Origin of the sequence: Listeria ivanovii subsp. ivanovii (assembly GCF_900187025.1) — a bacterium.
In the GTDB taxonomy this organism is placed as follows: domain Bacteria; phylum Bacillota; class Bacilli; order Lactobacillales; family Listeriaceae; genus Listeria; species Listeria ivanovii.
Window position 1 is genome coordinate 393,573 of record NZ_LT906478.1, and the last position, 15,152, is coordinate 408,724.

Annotated in this window: 11 protein-coding genes; 6 read left to right on the top strand and 5 right to left on the bottom strand. The window is 36.6% G+C overall.

Annotated features, from left to right (window positions below; all coding sequences use genetic code 11):
• Positions 1 to 31: 31 nt before the first annotated feature.
• Entirely contained in the window at positions 32 to 2,413 is a 2,382-nt protein-coding gene (locus tag CKV67_RS01880) for a GW domain-containing glycosaminoglycan-binding protein (protein ID WP_014091886.1), read from the top strand.
• A gap of 161 nt (positions 2,414 to 2,574) precedes the next feature.
• Here the strand turns inward: CKV67_RS01880 and CKV67_RS01885 are convergent, their stop codons facing one another.
• The gene (locus tag CKV67_RS01885) at positions 2,575 to 3,861 is read right to left on the bottom strand and encodes a condensation domain-containing protein (protein WP_014091887.1); all 1,287 of its coding nucleotides are present in this window, start codon (positions 3,859 to 3,861) and stop codon (positions 2,575 to 2,577) included.
• A 112-nt stretch (positions 3,862 to 3,973) separates the two neighbouring features.
• On the opposite strand from CKV67_RS01885, the gene CKV67_RS01890 reads away from it, so the two are divergent.
• The gene (locus tag CKV67_RS01890) at positions 3,974 to 4,480 is read left to right on the top strand and encodes a DUF2004 domain-containing protein (RefSeq protein ID WP_014091888.1); all 507 of its coding nucleotides are present in this window, start codon (positions 3,974 to 3,976) and stop codon (positions 4,478 to 4,480) included.
• A 52-nt stretch (positions 4,481 to 4,532) separates the two neighbouring features.
• On the opposite strand, the gene pbp4 is transcribed toward CKV67_RS01890, so the two are convergent.
• Positions 4,533 to 6,569: a penicillin-binding protein PBP4(5) gene (pbp4, locus tag CKV67_RS01895; protein WP_025279746.1), complete on the bottom strand. Its 2,037-nt coding sequence runs from the start codon at positions 6,567 to 6,569 to the stop codon at positions 4,533 to 4,535.
• A 170-nt stretch (positions 6,570 to 6,739) separates the two neighbouring features.
• Here pbp4 and CKV67_RS01900 point away from each other — a divergent pair, with 170 nt between their 5' ends.
• The 3 genes from CKV67_RS01900 to CKV67_RS01910 all read left to right on the top strand — a co-directional run bounded on the left by CKV67_RS01900 (position 6,740) and on the right by CKV67_RS01910 (position 9,042).
• Positions 6,740 to 7,066 carry a hypothetical protein gene (locus tag CKV67_RS01900; protein WP_014091890.1) on the top strand — a complete coding sequence of 109 codons (327 nt, stop codon included), beginning with the start codon at positions 6,740 to 6,742 and terminating at the stop codon, positions 7,064 to 7,066.
• Positions 7,067 to 7,198: 132 nt separating this feature from the next.
• Positions 7,199 to 8,134, top strand: a complete 936-nt coding sequence (locus CKV67_RS01905) for an LCP family protein (RefSeq protein WP_014091891.1) — start codon at positions 7,199 to 7,201, stop codon at positions 8,132 to 8,134.
• A gap of 179 nt (positions 8,135 to 8,313) precedes the next feature.
• The gene (locus tag CKV67_RS01910) at positions 8,314 to 9,042 is read left to right on the top strand and encodes a DUF2238 domain-containing protein (protein ID WP_014091892.1); all 729 of its coding nucleotides are present in this window, start codon (positions 8,314 to 8,316) and stop codon (positions 9,040 to 9,042) included.
• A gap of 26 nt (positions 9,043 to 9,068) precedes the next feature.
• On the opposite strand, the gene CKV67_RS01915 is transcribed toward CKV67_RS01910, so the two are convergent.
• Genes CKV67_RS01915 through CKV67_RS01925 form a run of 3 tightly spaced genes read right to left on the bottom strand, consistent with a single transcriptional unit; the run spans position 9,069 to position 13,337 of the window.
• Entirely contained in the window at positions 9,069 to 11,240 is a 2,172-nt protein-coding gene (locus CKV67_RS01915) for a DUF4129 domain-containing transglutaminase family protein (RefSeq protein WP_014091893.1), read from the bottom strand.
• Positions 11,237 to 12,385, bottom strand: a complete 1,149-nt coding sequence (locus CKV67_RS01920) for a DUF58 domain-containing protein (RefSeq protein ID WP_014091894.1) — start codon at positions 12,383 to 12,385, stop codon at positions 11,237 to 11,239. Before CKV67_RS01920 ends, CKV67_RS01915 begins: the two co-directional genes overlap by 4 nt.
• A 4-nt stretch (positions 12,386 to 12,389) precedes the next feature.
• Entirely contained in the window at positions 12,390 to 13,337 is a 948-nt protein-coding gene (locus tag CKV67_RS01925; protein ID WP_025279747.1) for an AAA family ATPase, read from the bottom strand.
• A 141-nt stretch (positions 13,338 to 13,478) separates the two neighbouring features.
• On the opposite strand from CKV67_RS01925, the gene CKV67_RS01930 reads away from it, so the two are divergent.
• The gene (locus tag CKV67_RS01930) at positions 13,479 to 15,074 is read left to right on the top strand and encodes a PucR family transcriptional regulator ligand-binding domain-containing protein (protein ID WP_014091895.1); all 1,596 of its coding nucleotides are present in this window, start codon (positions 13,479 to 13,481) and stop codon (positions 15,072 to 15,074) included.
• Positions 15,075 to 15,152 lie beyond the last annotated feature (78 nt).

The following is a 15,152-nucleotide window of genomic DNA, read 5'->3' on the forward strand; positions in this document are numbered from 1 at the left end:
ATTCAATTATTTATTAAGGGGAGAGTAACTATTGGAAAATAAACGTAATTTATCGATGTGGAAAATTTTAGTAACAAGCTTCATCATTATTTTTAGTATGTGGATGAGCTTAAATTACGGGACGAATGCGCGGGCCTCAAACATTACACCCTCAACCACAATTAACCAGATTTTTCCAGATCCAGCTTTAGCAGAAGTCGTTAGAGAAAGCTTGCAAAAAGCAGCGGTTACAGATGTGGTTTCACAAAACGAGTTAAATGGAATTCTGAAAATTGACGCTGATGATAAAAAGATTAAGTCCATCAAAGGTATCGAAAATTTAACTCATTTAAAAAACTTATTTTTAAATGATAATGAGATAAGTGATATAAGTATGTTGGCAGATTTAAAAAACTTAGAGCGGTTAAGCTTGGATGGAAATAAAGTAACTGATTTAAGCGGGCTTGAGAATTTAGTGGATCTAGTTTATGTTTCTATGGATGAAAATGGAATAAGTGACATCAGACCGCTTAGAAGATTAGCTAATTTAGACAGTTTATATTTGGATAATAATAAATTGACGGATATAACCCCACTATCGGGTTTAACGAAATTAACAACCTTATCTCTAGAAGGAAATCAATTAAACGACATAATTGCGCTTGTGGGTTTAACAAATTTGCAAAATCTATATTTGAGTAAGAACCAAATAATGGATATAAGAGGATTAGCTGCTCTTAAGAACCTAGATGTGTTAGAGTTGCATGATCAAGAACACGTGAATAAACCAATTAATTATGAGCACAATTTAGTCATACAAAATACAGTAAGAGATGAAAATGGAACATTGGTTAGTCCAGAAGTTATAAGTAATGGTGGTGACTACGAAAAGCCAAACTTAAAGTGGAATTTGCAATCTTATACCAATGAAGTATTTTGTATCTTTTATCAGCCTGTCTTGATTGGAAAAGCAAAGGCAAATTATTATGTTAGATTAACACAGCCATTAAAAGCAGTATATACAGTGAACTTCCATATTGACAGCACAGTAATACCGACAAAAGTAGAAACAGGTTCCCTTTTGAATGAACCAAAGTCCCCAACCAAACAAGGCTATACTTTTAAAGGTTGGTACACGGCCAAATCAGCTGGACGCATGTGGGACTTTAAAAAAGACCAGATGCCAGGAAATAATTTGGATTTATACGCTGTGTTTAAAGAGGAACCCACTGAAAAAGTAGTTAATCTAACTCGCTATGTTAATAACATTTATGGGAATTCAGGAGTCTATACGCTCCCTAAAGAAGATAATTCACTAAAAAAGGGTACCCTGGTTGCGCACAGATTCAAAGCTTTAACAGTTGATCGAGAAACGCAAAGTGGTGGCGAACTATGGTATAGGCTGAAAAATATCGGTTGGACAAAAGCGAAAAACCTTTCCCTGGATAGATATGACAAAATAACAGGGGATAAAGCAATAATAGCCTATGCAAAAGTAAAAACTGCAAAGGGAAATACTGTTTGGACAAAACCGTTTAATACTGCCGGTGCCAAACAGGTAAACCAACTTTCTGCATTCTCTGGCAAGAAACTGCGTATCTTACGCGAAGCAAAAACACCGATTTCCACATGGTATCAATTCAGTATTAACGGTAAAACTATTGGCTGGGCAGACATGAAAGCTCTTAACATCTTTTATAATCAACGTATGGAAAAAGCTGCTAATCTAACTCGTTATGTGAATGTAAATAAAGCAAGTGCTGCTATCTATTCTGTTCCAGTAGAAGATGCGCCGGTGAAAAAAGGAACCCTAGCTAGCCACAAATTCAAAGCGCTAAAGATTGATCGTCAAGCAACTGTCGAAGGACAACTTTGGTACAGAATTAAAAATATTGGCTGGACAAAAGCCACTAATTTATCCACTGACAAATACGATAAAATTAAGTACAACAAAGCAATCACTGCATATAGTCGTATAAAAAAAGCTTCTGGAAATGCCGTTTGGACGAAACCTTATAATACAGCAGGTGCCAAACGTGTAAAAGCACTTGCTGCCTATACTGGAAAAAAACTACGAATCCTACGAGAAGCAAAAACATCCAGTGCCACATGGTATCAGTTCAGCATTAATGGCAAAACTATCGGCTGGGTCGACACGCGTGCGCTAAATACATTTTATAAGCCAAGTATGGAAAAACGTGCCAATTTAACACGTTACGTAATTGCCCGCAAAGCTAAAGAGTTTTGCTACAAGCTCCCAGTGATAGACGCACCCTTGAAAAAAGCAAGATTAACTAGCTACAAAGGAAAAGTGCTAAAAGTGGATCGGCAAGCAAAAGTAGAAGGGCAAGTATGGTATCGCATAAAAAGAGGCTCTACTATTATCGGATGGACCAAAGCCGCCAACCTCAGCGCAAAGAAATCATACCGTTAAAGTAGACTATGAATTTGGAGATTAAAAAAGGAACCAATATTTACCAACTAATTGTTGTTGGCATTGCTTTTTTAGATAGAGGAAAACACCCCATTGATTTTCAACGGGGTGTTTCATTTTCACTGCTTGATGACAGTGACTGAAAACGAGAAATGAATAAATTAGCTTCTTGAACCTTTGGAATTATCGGGAAATTGTTGCAACATTTTGTTCAAAAATTCAGCTTGCCATGCGTGATCTTCTTTAGTGCCATGGAGGTTTATACTTAAGGTCAGTTCACCACGAAACGTAGTAGCAGCTACTTGGAAAAATGGGGCGTACTTTAAAGAACCGCAAATAAAACAATCTTTTAAAATACTACCTTGGAAGATGAGTTTTTCATCATTAATAATACCAATATTTGTAAAACTGATTTTAGGAATAGAATACAATTTTTCGGAAGCTTTCTTGGCAACAATATAAGGCTTTTTCTTGAAAATGATTTCTAGTAGATAATAAATTCGTAATGCATCAAGGCTGTTTTTTTGTGGTTGAAGAGACTTTTTGACAGTTTGTAGCGTGCTTTCAAAAGAAGTTAATTTATCGTTTGTAGTTATATGGCAAGTGATATTTGCAGTTAAATTAGTAATTCCGGGGACGGTATCTTCAGGTAAATATTTTCGTAAGTCTACTGGGCAATCAATTGACATGGCAGTTTGGTTGGTTACTTGATGAATAGTAAGTGCCATTGCTGCAAAAAGAGCATCATTGACAGTTGCTTCGTGTTGTTTGGTGTAGTCGATGAAAGAAGCAAATTTTTGTTTAGATAGTTTAGTCCAAATGATTTTTGGATTGTTTGAATCACCTTGAAGTGGTAGTATTGGATTTTGAATCGGTAGTTGGTCTTTTTTCTTGGTTAAAATGGCTTGCTTTTGCTTGCTGGAAAATTGGTCGAAAACTAGTTTTAGACTGCGAGAACCGGGAATAAGTTTGGCTTGATACCCGGGATTATCGAGTGACTTCGAATATAAGTTACTTAGCAAATACAGATATTCTTTAAAACCTGCCCCATCGGCTAACATATGATTCATCACAATAACTAGCTGGTCGGATGTTTTTGTTCGAACAATAGTTAAACGGATTTGTGGCCCATTTTCGGTAGATAATTTTTTGACAATCGCTTGATTTACTTTCTGCTCGGGTACACTTGTTTCAATAACTTCCACTAAATCGTCTGCTGAAAAAACACTTTCTTGCCAGAATGCTCCATGATTGGTTTCTTTAAAATGACAGAGTAAGAGAGGCAATCTTTGGGTGGATAGGACGACAGCTTTTTTTAATGTGGAAATATTTAAATGATTATCAAATGTAAGTATCGTATGCAGATGATGATCATTTTTTTTATTTTCAGCAGAAATAAAATGTTTCACATCAGAAGGTTCAGCTGGATAACTGGTGATTTTTGTCATTGCAATTCCTTCTTTCTTCGGTTTAAATGGTTGTTAGTAAGTTCCCGAAAAAAGATTAGTCGAAACTACTTAGTGTTATAATGAAGCAAGATTTACTATAGGAGGAGAGCGCATGGCACAACAACTGATTAATACAAAACTATTAGGTGAGTTAACTTATGACATAGAGAAAGGTCTGTCAATCGATACAACGGTTGTGCTGGATAATAAAGAAATAGCCATTGATTTTGGTGTTTTTGAAAATATTACTTTACCGGAAGATTATCAAAATATTGCAAGGTTAACAGATCAGCTTCCAGTGCTTTATCAAAAAGCGAAAACTGAGCTCTTGCAACAATTTACGGAAGGAAACGCGACGATTGATTATTATTTCGAGTTTCATTTAGAGGAATTGACAGAAGATGTACTTGCAAAATTTGCGTTGGAAAATCTCGAGAATATAACAAAAAATGACTTGATTAAAGGTTTAGTGCTTTCGCAAGTTTGGTTTGCTCAGAATAATAAAAATGAATTAGACTTAACTTTTGATTTTAATATAATACCGGAATATAGTGATGAGCTTTTAGTTGTTCGTTTTGATAATAAAGGCGAAATTACTGATATTGTTCATGAAAGCTAACTATGTAAAAAGGGTTGATTCTGTTATTTTACAGATTCAACCCCTTTTGGCATTATTTATACATACTTTCAATAACAGGTTTTAGTTTGTCGATTACGAGCCCGCTGCCACCACGACCTTTGACGTTTTCGATCATTCCTACCATTAGATAATTCGGATTGTCGGCATCAAAGGCGTAAACAAAACCATTTTCAAGACCATCTTCGCCTTGTTTTTCTTTTAGTTCAGCAGTTCCGGTTTTAGCAGCGATATTGTGACCTTGAATTTGTAAGCCGTGTGCAGTTCCAGCTGGATCAGAGACAGTTTTGATTAGTGCAGCTTTAACTTGGTTGGCTGAGGCTGCTTCGGTTGCTTGGCTTAATTTTCCAGTAGCTTCTTTGCTATCTAGTTTTGGATAAGGCATTTTTCCATTGTTAGCGATGGCGGAATATGCGATTGCTTGCTGGATTGGCGACATTAATAATTCACCTTGTCCGTATGATGTATCAGCAAGTAAGATATCTGAGTTTAATCCGTCATTGGAAATTTGAGCTGCTTCCATTGTGAATGGCAAGTTATACTCTTTGTCAAAATCGAATTTCTTGAGGCCGGCTGTTAGTTTATCTTTGCCGATTTCAAGTCCTTCTTGCGCAAAATAAATGTTATCAGAATGTACAAGGGCGTCTGTCATATTAACTTTCGGAACATCGTGAACACGAGTGACGAAATATTTCCCCCAAGAGGAGTCTTTTTGCCATTTCAGTCCAGAAATTTCACGAATTTTGTCAGGTTTGGTAATTCCAGTATCAAGCCCAATCGTTGCTGTGATGGTCTTAAAAGTAGAACCGGGTGCGTAACGATTAGCGTATCTAGCTAGGAAAGGTAGTCTTTTGTCATCATTATATTTTGCATAATCGTCAGCAGTAATTCCTAGCACCATCTGATTCGCATCATAAGACGGTGTACTTACTAAAGCTAATAATTCGCCGTTTGTTGGATTAATCATTGTCACAGCACCTGTTTCTGAGCCAAGGCTATCAAAAGCTTTCTTTTGAACGGCGGCATCAATCGTTAATTTTATTTCCTCACCATCTTTACGATCGATTTTTTGTAAAGTATCTTCTTGTTTTGTTTGATCATTAATGATTTTGATTTCGCCACCATCTTTGCCACGAAGCTGTTTATCATAATAGCGTTCTAAACCACTTTTACCAATGACATCACCGACTCTGAGCTTCGGATTCTTCTCAATGTCTTCAGCACTAACTTCACCAACATAGCCGATCAAATGGGAGGTGGCTTCATTGAGTGGATATGTTCGTAGTTCTTTTTGAGCGTATGTTAAACCGGTTGCTTCAGGAAGTTTATCTTCATCTAGTGTCACAAGTGGGACGAAACTATCGGCTTGAACCCATTTTTGCTCGAGTTGTTTATTAATATATTCGGTGGAAATATCGAGTTTTTTACTGATATCTTGGATGTTTTTCGTTTTCTCATCGCCTTCACCAAGCTTAGCAGGAACTATACCCGCTTCGGAAAATTGTCCTTTTGTTGCGAGTGGAGTGCCATTACGGTCAACGATTTGACCACGTGTGGCACTATCTTCTGTGATGCGAACTTTGTCGGTTTTCACCATTCCTGGGAAAATAAGCGCTGGCTTCCAATCAATTTTCCAGTCGTCATTTTGTTTAGAGATGGTCGTTTTATATTTTTGCGGGGCTAGTTTTCCTAGGCTAGTACGCATTTCAAGTTCATAAGTCAGGTTGAATTTATTTGCTTTGTCATCGTAGACAGATTTAAGATTTTTCACTTTAATATTTTTGGCACCAATTCCATCATATACAGCTTGATATTTTGCTTCCATCTCTTTGGCGGTAACTTCGACTTTTTTCAGTGAAGCAGTAGTGACGTTATTTCCTAGCTTATCGTACTTTTCTTTAGCGATATTTGAGGTAAAAGTTTCTGCTGCTGCTAATGCGTCTCTTTCGTCCTTATGTTGATTTTGTATGAAAAAGTAAATGGCAATACCTATTAAAACAATGACAACAGCGATACTCCCGATAATAAGCGCTTTTTTGTTGCCACCTTTTTTTTCATTTAAATTGGCCATAATACACCCCTTAAATTTATAATTTTTCAATTAATTATACCAAAGGCTAGAGAGAATGTTAAAAAAATTAAGAAAAACTTTAAATTTGTTAGACATATTTTTTTCTAATTGCTGTCATAGTTTTTTCTTATTTAATTGCTAAAGTAGTGTTAACGAAAGGATGATGTTGGATGGAAGATATGGAACAACCTGAAAAGAAAATCGTTATTCATGGAAAAGGGATCCACAACAAATGGAAGTGGAGTACCATTATTGTTAGTATTCTTTCTGTCATTATTATAAGTGTACTTAGTTATCAGCTATATTCAGTTAGTCAAAATAATCCAGGAAATAGTACCGGAACAATGCAACAAGGTCCTGGTGGAGACGGAGCCCCAAGCGGAACCCCGCCGTCTTTAGAGCCTGGGCAAAACCCTGAAAGTTCAGATGATGATAGTAATACAGGTACAAGCGATAACGACAGCAGCGATAGTACAAGTAGTGAAAACTCGATATAATTCCCAGCCCTCTAAATGCGAGATTTTGGAGGGTTTTTAGTAATCTTTAATAAATCTTATGCAATTTTGACTCTCTTTTTTTGTCATTTTATTGTAATATATAAGTAAGTTACAATAAGCGAGGTGAGTAAAATGGCAAGACATGCGCAGAAAAAAAAGCGTCGTACGCGCAAAGGAAGAGTTTTTGTTACTATTCTATTGGCATTATTAATTTTAGTAGGCGTAGTTGCAGTTATTGGGTATTTTCAGTATCAATCTAGTTTAAAAGAAGCGCAAAATGCTAGCAAATTGAAAGACTATACGTTCAACGGAGTCAAATCAGAGGGCGATGTAATTAATGTATTGCTCATTGGTAGTGATTCTCGTGGGGCCGATCAAGGCAGGTCAGATAGCTTGATGATTGCTCATTACGATAATAAAACAAAAACTCCAAAACTAGTATCTATTATGCGTGATACGTATGTAGATATCCCAGGTCATGGAAAAAATAAAATTAATGCTGCCTATTCTTTTGGTGGTCCAGAACTTGTCCGCCAAACAATTAAAGAAAATTTTGGCGTAGACGTGGAGTACTATGTAGTAGCGAATTTTGAAGGGTTCCCTAAAATTGTTGATACACTTGCACCAGAGGGAATCAAAATTAATGCAGAAAAAGATATGTCTAAAAATATTGAAGTAAGCATTAAAAAAGGCGAACAAGTCATGGATGGCAAAACATTGCTACAATACGCTCGTTTCCGAAAAGACGCTGAAGGAGACTTTGGGCGGATTCGTAGACAACAACAAGTATTAGAAGCACTGAAAGAACAAGCGCTTGATGTTGGGGATGTAGCGAAAATTCCAGACGTAATTGGTAAACTTCAAGGATATACTTCCACGAATATACCAACGGGCACACTAATTTCAGTTGGTTCCGACTTCTTACTTGGTAAAACAAAAACAATGGAAAAATTTGCTATTCCAGTTGAAGGAAAATGGCACAATGAACGTATTGAAGGCGCAGGAGCTGTTCTTCGTTTAGATGATATGGCTGCAAACGCAAAAGCATTACAAGACTTCTTGAAATAAGAAGAAAGCACGGAAATCGGCTAGTGAGATTTCCGTGTTTTTTTATACTTGAGCACGATTAGTAGGGGGATTTTAGATGCAAAATGATCTCTATGAAAAACTAGATGTCGTTTTATATTTCGTTTTTTGTGAAAGTTAGCTTATAATGAATACATATTTGAAAAGGGGGGAAAGACTTCATGGATAAAGTAACGAAAAAGAGGAAATGGAATTGGGCACAGCTTCTTGCAATTTTTGTATTAATAACACTCCTCATTTCAATGGTTTATGCAATTGTTAACTTAATTTCAGCGCCATCTGGGGCTGTTCCAGAAGGCGAAAAAACAAAGGCGGATTATTCACTGATGCTAATGCAGTGTGTACTTGGGGTAGTGGTACTCTTCTTACCATCTTTAATTAGTAGAAAGATGAAATTCGTCATACCGAATGCAATGTATATTGTATTTATTGTTTTCTTATATTGTGCTATTTATTTAGGAGAAGTGCAAAGTTTCTATTATTTAATTCCTAACTGGGATACGATCTTACATACGTTTAGTGGAGCAATGCTTGGTGGGCTTGGATTCTCGATTGTTAGTTTGCTGAATAATAATGAACGTGTAACGCTTTCGATGAGTCCAATATTTGTAGCACTGTTTGCTTGTAGTTTTGCAGTATTACTTGGTGTTTTCTGGGAATTTTATGAATTTGCAGCAGACAGCTTTGGAATGAATATGCAAAAAACAATGCTTGAAGATGGAACGATGCTTCAAGGACATGCAGCTGTTGGGGATACGATGGGTGATTTATTTGTCGATTTCCTTGGCGCATTTGTTATTTCGATTGTGGGATATTTCTCGATTCGTAAAAATAAAAAATGGATGCTGAATTTTGAATTTAAAAAAGTGGATGAAGAAAAAGAGAAATAACGAAAAGCAGTTAACGAAAAAAATCGTTAGCTGCTTTTTTGTTTAGATAAAATAGCGATAATTTGTTGGATAAAGTTGATTTCTGCAGTTGTTAAGCCCTTCTCTTCGTTAATTTTACTATAAATTAGATTTTCGTAAGTTTTTGTTAAAGCGGAGAAATCAGTTGTCTGTAAATTAATATCTACTCGAGCAGCAAATTGACGTAATGTCTCACTTGGCTGACGAATAATTCCATAAGAAGTAAGAACTGATAGCAATTTATTGTAAATGATAGTGAAATTTGGATTTTTACGCAATGACCGTAGCAATAAATAACTGCGAATTCGGCGTCTGAATATAACTGCCGCAGCAACCATTGCGAGGACTAATCCAGCAGGAATCCACCAAATCCATGATGGGATTTTTATAGTGCTGTTAGTCGTATCTTTTTTCGTTTGCTCTTTCTGCTGTGTTTCACCTGTAGAACTACTGCCAGCATCTTGTTCCGGTTTTTTTTCTGCCGTGTCTGGTTTGGCAGCTTCACTTGAACTTTCACTTGGGTTCTCTGGTTTATTAGCTGTTTCTGTTGTTGGCTCTTGGAAGTTCTCTGGATTAGAAAATGTAGCAGTTGGCTCAAATGGAACCCAACCAGTACCCGGGAAAAATACTTCTGGCCAAGAGTGTGCGTTATTATTTGTTATTGTATAAGTCGCTTTGTCGCCACTTGTCTCTTTTTTCCCCTCGCCAGGAGTATAGCCTTTTGCCCAGCGTGCCGGAATTCCAAGCGTCCGAAGCATAATAATCATTGAAGTAGAAAAATTGTCGCAATAGCCAATTTGGGTTTCGAATAGGAATTGATCAACATAATCTGCTCCATTTGGTGTTTCTTTGGCGTCATCAGTACTATATGTGAAGTCACCGGATTTACTTAAATAGTTTTCTATCGCTTTCGTTTTATCATAAATCGAGTCAGCATCTTTTGTCACTTTGTTAGCAAGGCTTGCGACCCGTTTTGGTAATTCGTTAGGTGTTTGGGTATATTTGGAAATGAAAGCATCTGGTAAAGTACTGAAATCAGCATTTTGCATCTTTTCAATATCGTAAACTGGTGTTTGTAATTTAATCGTGTAATTTTTAATCGTATTTTCAGGTGTTATTTTCTCTGTCGTCAAATTAGCGTTAAAAGTGTTAACTGCGCTGTTAATTTTTTGCGTTCCGTATGGATAAGGAACATATTCACTGGAAGCTTCAAAACCGATTTCAGCTGTTTTCGCATTGCCAGTTGTTTCCTCGGAAAGTGGAATCGGAAAGTCATCACCGGAAGAAAACTGTTGCAATTCAGTTGATTTTTCGTTAGCCCAGCCCACGCCAGTATAAATTCGTTTCGATTCGACGCGCCAGTAATGACCATTATCAGTACGTGCTTTAAAAACAGTCGCATTATCTTTTTTGACAGCCCCGCCAAGCTCGGTATCATCTTCACTATAACCAACCGTGCGCGTTGTATTAATTCCAAGGGCATTTCGAATGACAGGAACAGGATCTGGCCAAATAGGTGCTTTTTTTGGAAGCATCAAAGAACTAAAAACAAAAACAGCGAGTAGAAATAGAACAAAAGCATGATAAAATAGTCCATTACGCTTAATCGAATCGGAGTTTACCCGGTCCGTTGCAGTAATTCGACTTGTTAAAGCAAGGTGTAGCAACAAGAAACCTTCTAAAACTGTCCGAACAATTGCCCAACTACTATTGTAATCAGTAAAAGTATTAATGACAGCAAGATAGCTGACTGTCAAAATAAGTACACTCATAATCCGCTGTTTTCGTAAGATACTATAAGTCGTTATATAACTAAGCAACCAAAGAGCAATTAGAAAAACTATTAGAATAAAGTCCATCGAAATATCTGATGAGCGAAATTGCACCATGTCAGTAAAACCAGTAAACGTAATTTGGAAAAAAGAATAAAACCAATTAGCAGAAAAAATCCCGTCTTTTGCATAATAAATCCCAGCGACAATATAAATCATGACGATGTGAAGTGGGATGGTCCAGTAATATCGGATACGAATGAAAAAACTAACAAGTGAAATGGTGATAAATAGGATAATCCAACTGGCAGTATTTAGTTCGGTTAAATTAGCAAATGGGTAAATCCATTCTGAAATAAGTAAAACTGACAGAATGAATAGTAAAATAAGCGATGATTTTTTCTTCATCTGTTTTCACGCTCCCATCTGCTCATCAAGCTGGCGGGTTCAAGGAATAACGCTCCAGCATCCACTATTTTCGTTTGTTCGGATTGGAAAGTAATTATTTGCAACTGTTTATTATCCGTTAAACGAGTCACTTTTTGCATTAACATGGTGTCAATATCGGGTGTAAATAGCAGGATTTTTTCACCATCATGTAAATTACTATCAAGTGATTCTTGTAAAACTAAACTTTTTTCGGGGTTAAGTTCAGCAAATGCAGTAGAAATTTCTTGTAGTTTATTTGGTCCAGTAGAAGGGGCGAATTTCGTTATTTTGTCGCCTAATATACTCACGCGGATTTCGCCATGTTCTTCAGAAATTTTTCGGATAAACGAATAAGCTGCTCGTAAAGATAACTCGAAATGTGGATGATTAGCACCATAAAAAATAACGGACAAACGAGATGTGGCGCTATTTTCAAATTCGCGTGTCATTAATTGATCTATTCTAGCAGAAGACTTCCAATCAATTAAAGAAATTCGATCACCGGAAGCAAACTCGCGTAGACTATGCAAGTTAGAATTTTTTTTAAGCGTCCAGAAAGCTGCATTTCGCTCGTTTTCAGGTGAAGATTCTCGGATTTTTTCTAGTATGTCGGGAAAATAGCTCGGGTAAATAGTTAATGATTTTTTGGAAGTTGTGTGAAAAGAACGTTCCAACAAGCCAAAAGCGTCACTTGTTTCTAAATCAATCGGCGCAAAGGTATGAATACCTCGGAATCCCATAAAGCTATCTAGTGTCACGGTGAACTTTTTGTTGAAAAGTGGATATACTAGCTGTTGGCGGGCATTTACTTTACCAAAACTAAGCGGTATTTTTTGTTGGAATAACAAATAACCCACTGGATAACGAGATTTTCGAGCGAAAGTCACTTGCATAGCTATCAAATCACCATCATGATAGGTATTTTTAGCAAAATGACGATGCACTTTCCAAGCTTTTAGTGGGTAAATCGAGGATAAAAATAATACAATTAAGATAAAACTAAAAAAATATGTTAGAAACCAACTTGCTGTATCACCCTGAAACAAGGTGTATGCCCAAAGTCCAGTATAAATAAGTAGCATGATAACCCATCTGGATGCTAACAAGAGACGTTTTTTTAACATCTAATTACCTCTTTTCTACCGGAACTGACGTGTCTTTCAAAATAGAAGTAATAATCGATTCGGGTGTTTCCTCATTATAATAGGCTTCTGATTTTAAAATTAAACGGTGGGTAAAAATATGGGGTGCTAAATATTGGATATCGTCTGGAATGACATATTCTCTCCCTTCAATAAGTGCAAAGGCTTGCGCTGCTTGCATGAAAGTTAAAGAGCCACGTGGACTAATTCCAAGAGCAACCGAAGCATGTTTACGGCTAGCATCAACTAAACGGATAATATAGTTTTTCAAAGCATCATCAATGAAAACGTGCTTAGCTTGTTGTTTTAAGTCGAGCAATTCATTTTGAGTCACGACTTGCTGAGTTTGGTCGAGTGGATCTTGATACTGTTTTAATGTAAGTAATTGCATCTCTTCTTCTACCGTTGGGTAACCGATATTGATTTTCAGTAAAAAACGGTCTAACTGGGCTTCTGGTAATGCGTAGGTTCCTTCATATTCGATCGGATTTTGGGTCGCCATAACGAAAAATGGATCAGCTAGTTTGCGCGTGATTCCATCAACGGTTACACTATTTTCCGCCATGCCTTCAAGAAGGGCAGCTTGTGTTCTCGGAGCAGTACGATTAATTTCATCTGCAAGCACAATATTGCCCATAATTGGACCTGGGCGAAATTCAAAATCTCGTGTTTCAGGGTTGAAAATCGATACCCCTGTCACATCCGCTGGTAATAGGTCTGGTGTGAATTGAATTCGTTTGAAGGATACACCAATTGTTTTGGCTAAAGTACGCACCATCATCGTTTTACCGACACCAGGAACATCTTCAAGTAATACATGCCCTCCAGCAAGTAGCGCTGTTAAGCTTAATTTAATCACATGTCGTTTACCGACGATCACTTTTTCAACTTCATTTATAATTTGTTCTATTTTAATGGATGGCTCTGTAGACATAGTTTGCCTCCTGCATTTATAGTGTTTTTTTGATTTATGGTTTAATGCTACTATAATCAACCTGGAATGTAAAAGATTTGATGTGTAATGGACATTTTCTAAGAGATTGTTTACACTAAGACTAACTGGAGGCGAGGAACTTTGAGTGTAAAATTAGGAGATTTAATGAAATTACCATCTTTAAAAGAAGCGAAAGTAGTGTCAGGGAAATCAGGTTTATCTAAGTTAGTTTCTTCTATCTCTGTTTTAGAATATACCGAAGTGGCCCTTTTAGATGATGAGTTATTTGATAATAATGAATTTTATGGTAGCGAAATTGTCGTATCTGCCTTTGTAAATATTTGCAATGATGTTGAGGCGCAGTGTCGAACGATTGAGAGATTACATAAGGTTGGGGAAGTGGCATTAATTTTATATTACGTCGGGATTTTTATTCCAAAGTTAGATAAAAAATTTATTGATTATGCGAATGAGTTAGATTTTACTATTATCGTGATGCCTGAAAATGAAATGTCGTTGCGTTATAGTGAAGTGATTTATGAAGTGGTGGAAGCTATCGTGAAACAAGAAATGACGGATACTAATTTTGTGAGTGAATCACTAGAACAAATATCCAATGTCAGACCAGCACAACGCAATATCGATACAACGCTTAAAATTCTGTCTGATCGGACGCACGTATCACTTGTTTTAACGGATAATTCATTTCAAGTAATTAACTCGATTACTTGGCCGAGAACGCGCCAATGGGATTTTGACCAAATAATTGAGGCGTCAAAACAACTAGGTGATAATGAACTAGCAACATGGATTCAAGCTGAACGAACAGTTTATACAGCAAAAAAACCGATTTTTCAGGATGGTATGCAGGCAATGCACTTATTTATGATGAAAGAAAAAGACACGCTTACGACGGATGTTGCGATGCAAATTAGCGAAGTAGTCCAAGTATTTATGAATTTATGGGGCAAGAATTATGTGGAAATTAGCACGGCTGAACTGATGAAAGCTATTTTAAATGATGAAAGTCTAAAAATGCGTCGGTTGGGAAAAATTCTAAATGTGGATGTTTCTTCTATTAAATGGATGTGGCTTGTGAAAACCGAAGACATTCGAGATAATGAACAAGTTTTAAGCGAATTAAAAAGCTTTGTAGCTAGCCATTTTAATGTTTCTTTGATTGATTTATTTGAAAAGAACATTGTTGTATTGTTAGATAATTCGGTTGCGCAGCGGGATCGTACCCATACGGCACAAACCTTTGCTGAGATGATGATGCAGCTTGGAATGAAACTAAAAATTACGGTTTGCCAAGGGATGGAACACACATCAGATGTTCAATATGCCTACTCACTCGTAAATGAAAATAAGAAAGCCTCCAATGCAATTTATGCAAGGAAGCTCATTTATTCCCTTCAAGAAATGGACTTTGCGGCTAAATGTGTGGAAGTTGTGGAACGCGGCGAATTGTCGATTGCGGAACATTTGCGACCACTGAAACCGATAGAAGAAAATGAAGAATTGCTTGAGACGCTCTCAGTATTTTTATTAGAAGGAGAGTCGAATTATAACCAAGCAGCAGAATTACTTTTCCTTCATAAAAATACGATTAAATATCGGATTCAACGGATAAATGAATTGTTACAATACCCGGTAACGAAAATTCCTGAGTCGTATAATCTCTATTTAGCAGTTGCTGTGAGACGATTACTTAGTGAAACGAACAATAATAATTAAAAATAGTGCAGTTTTTGTCCAAATTGACAAAGATTGCGCTATTTTTTTTCCATTCTGATAAATACAAATGATACCTAG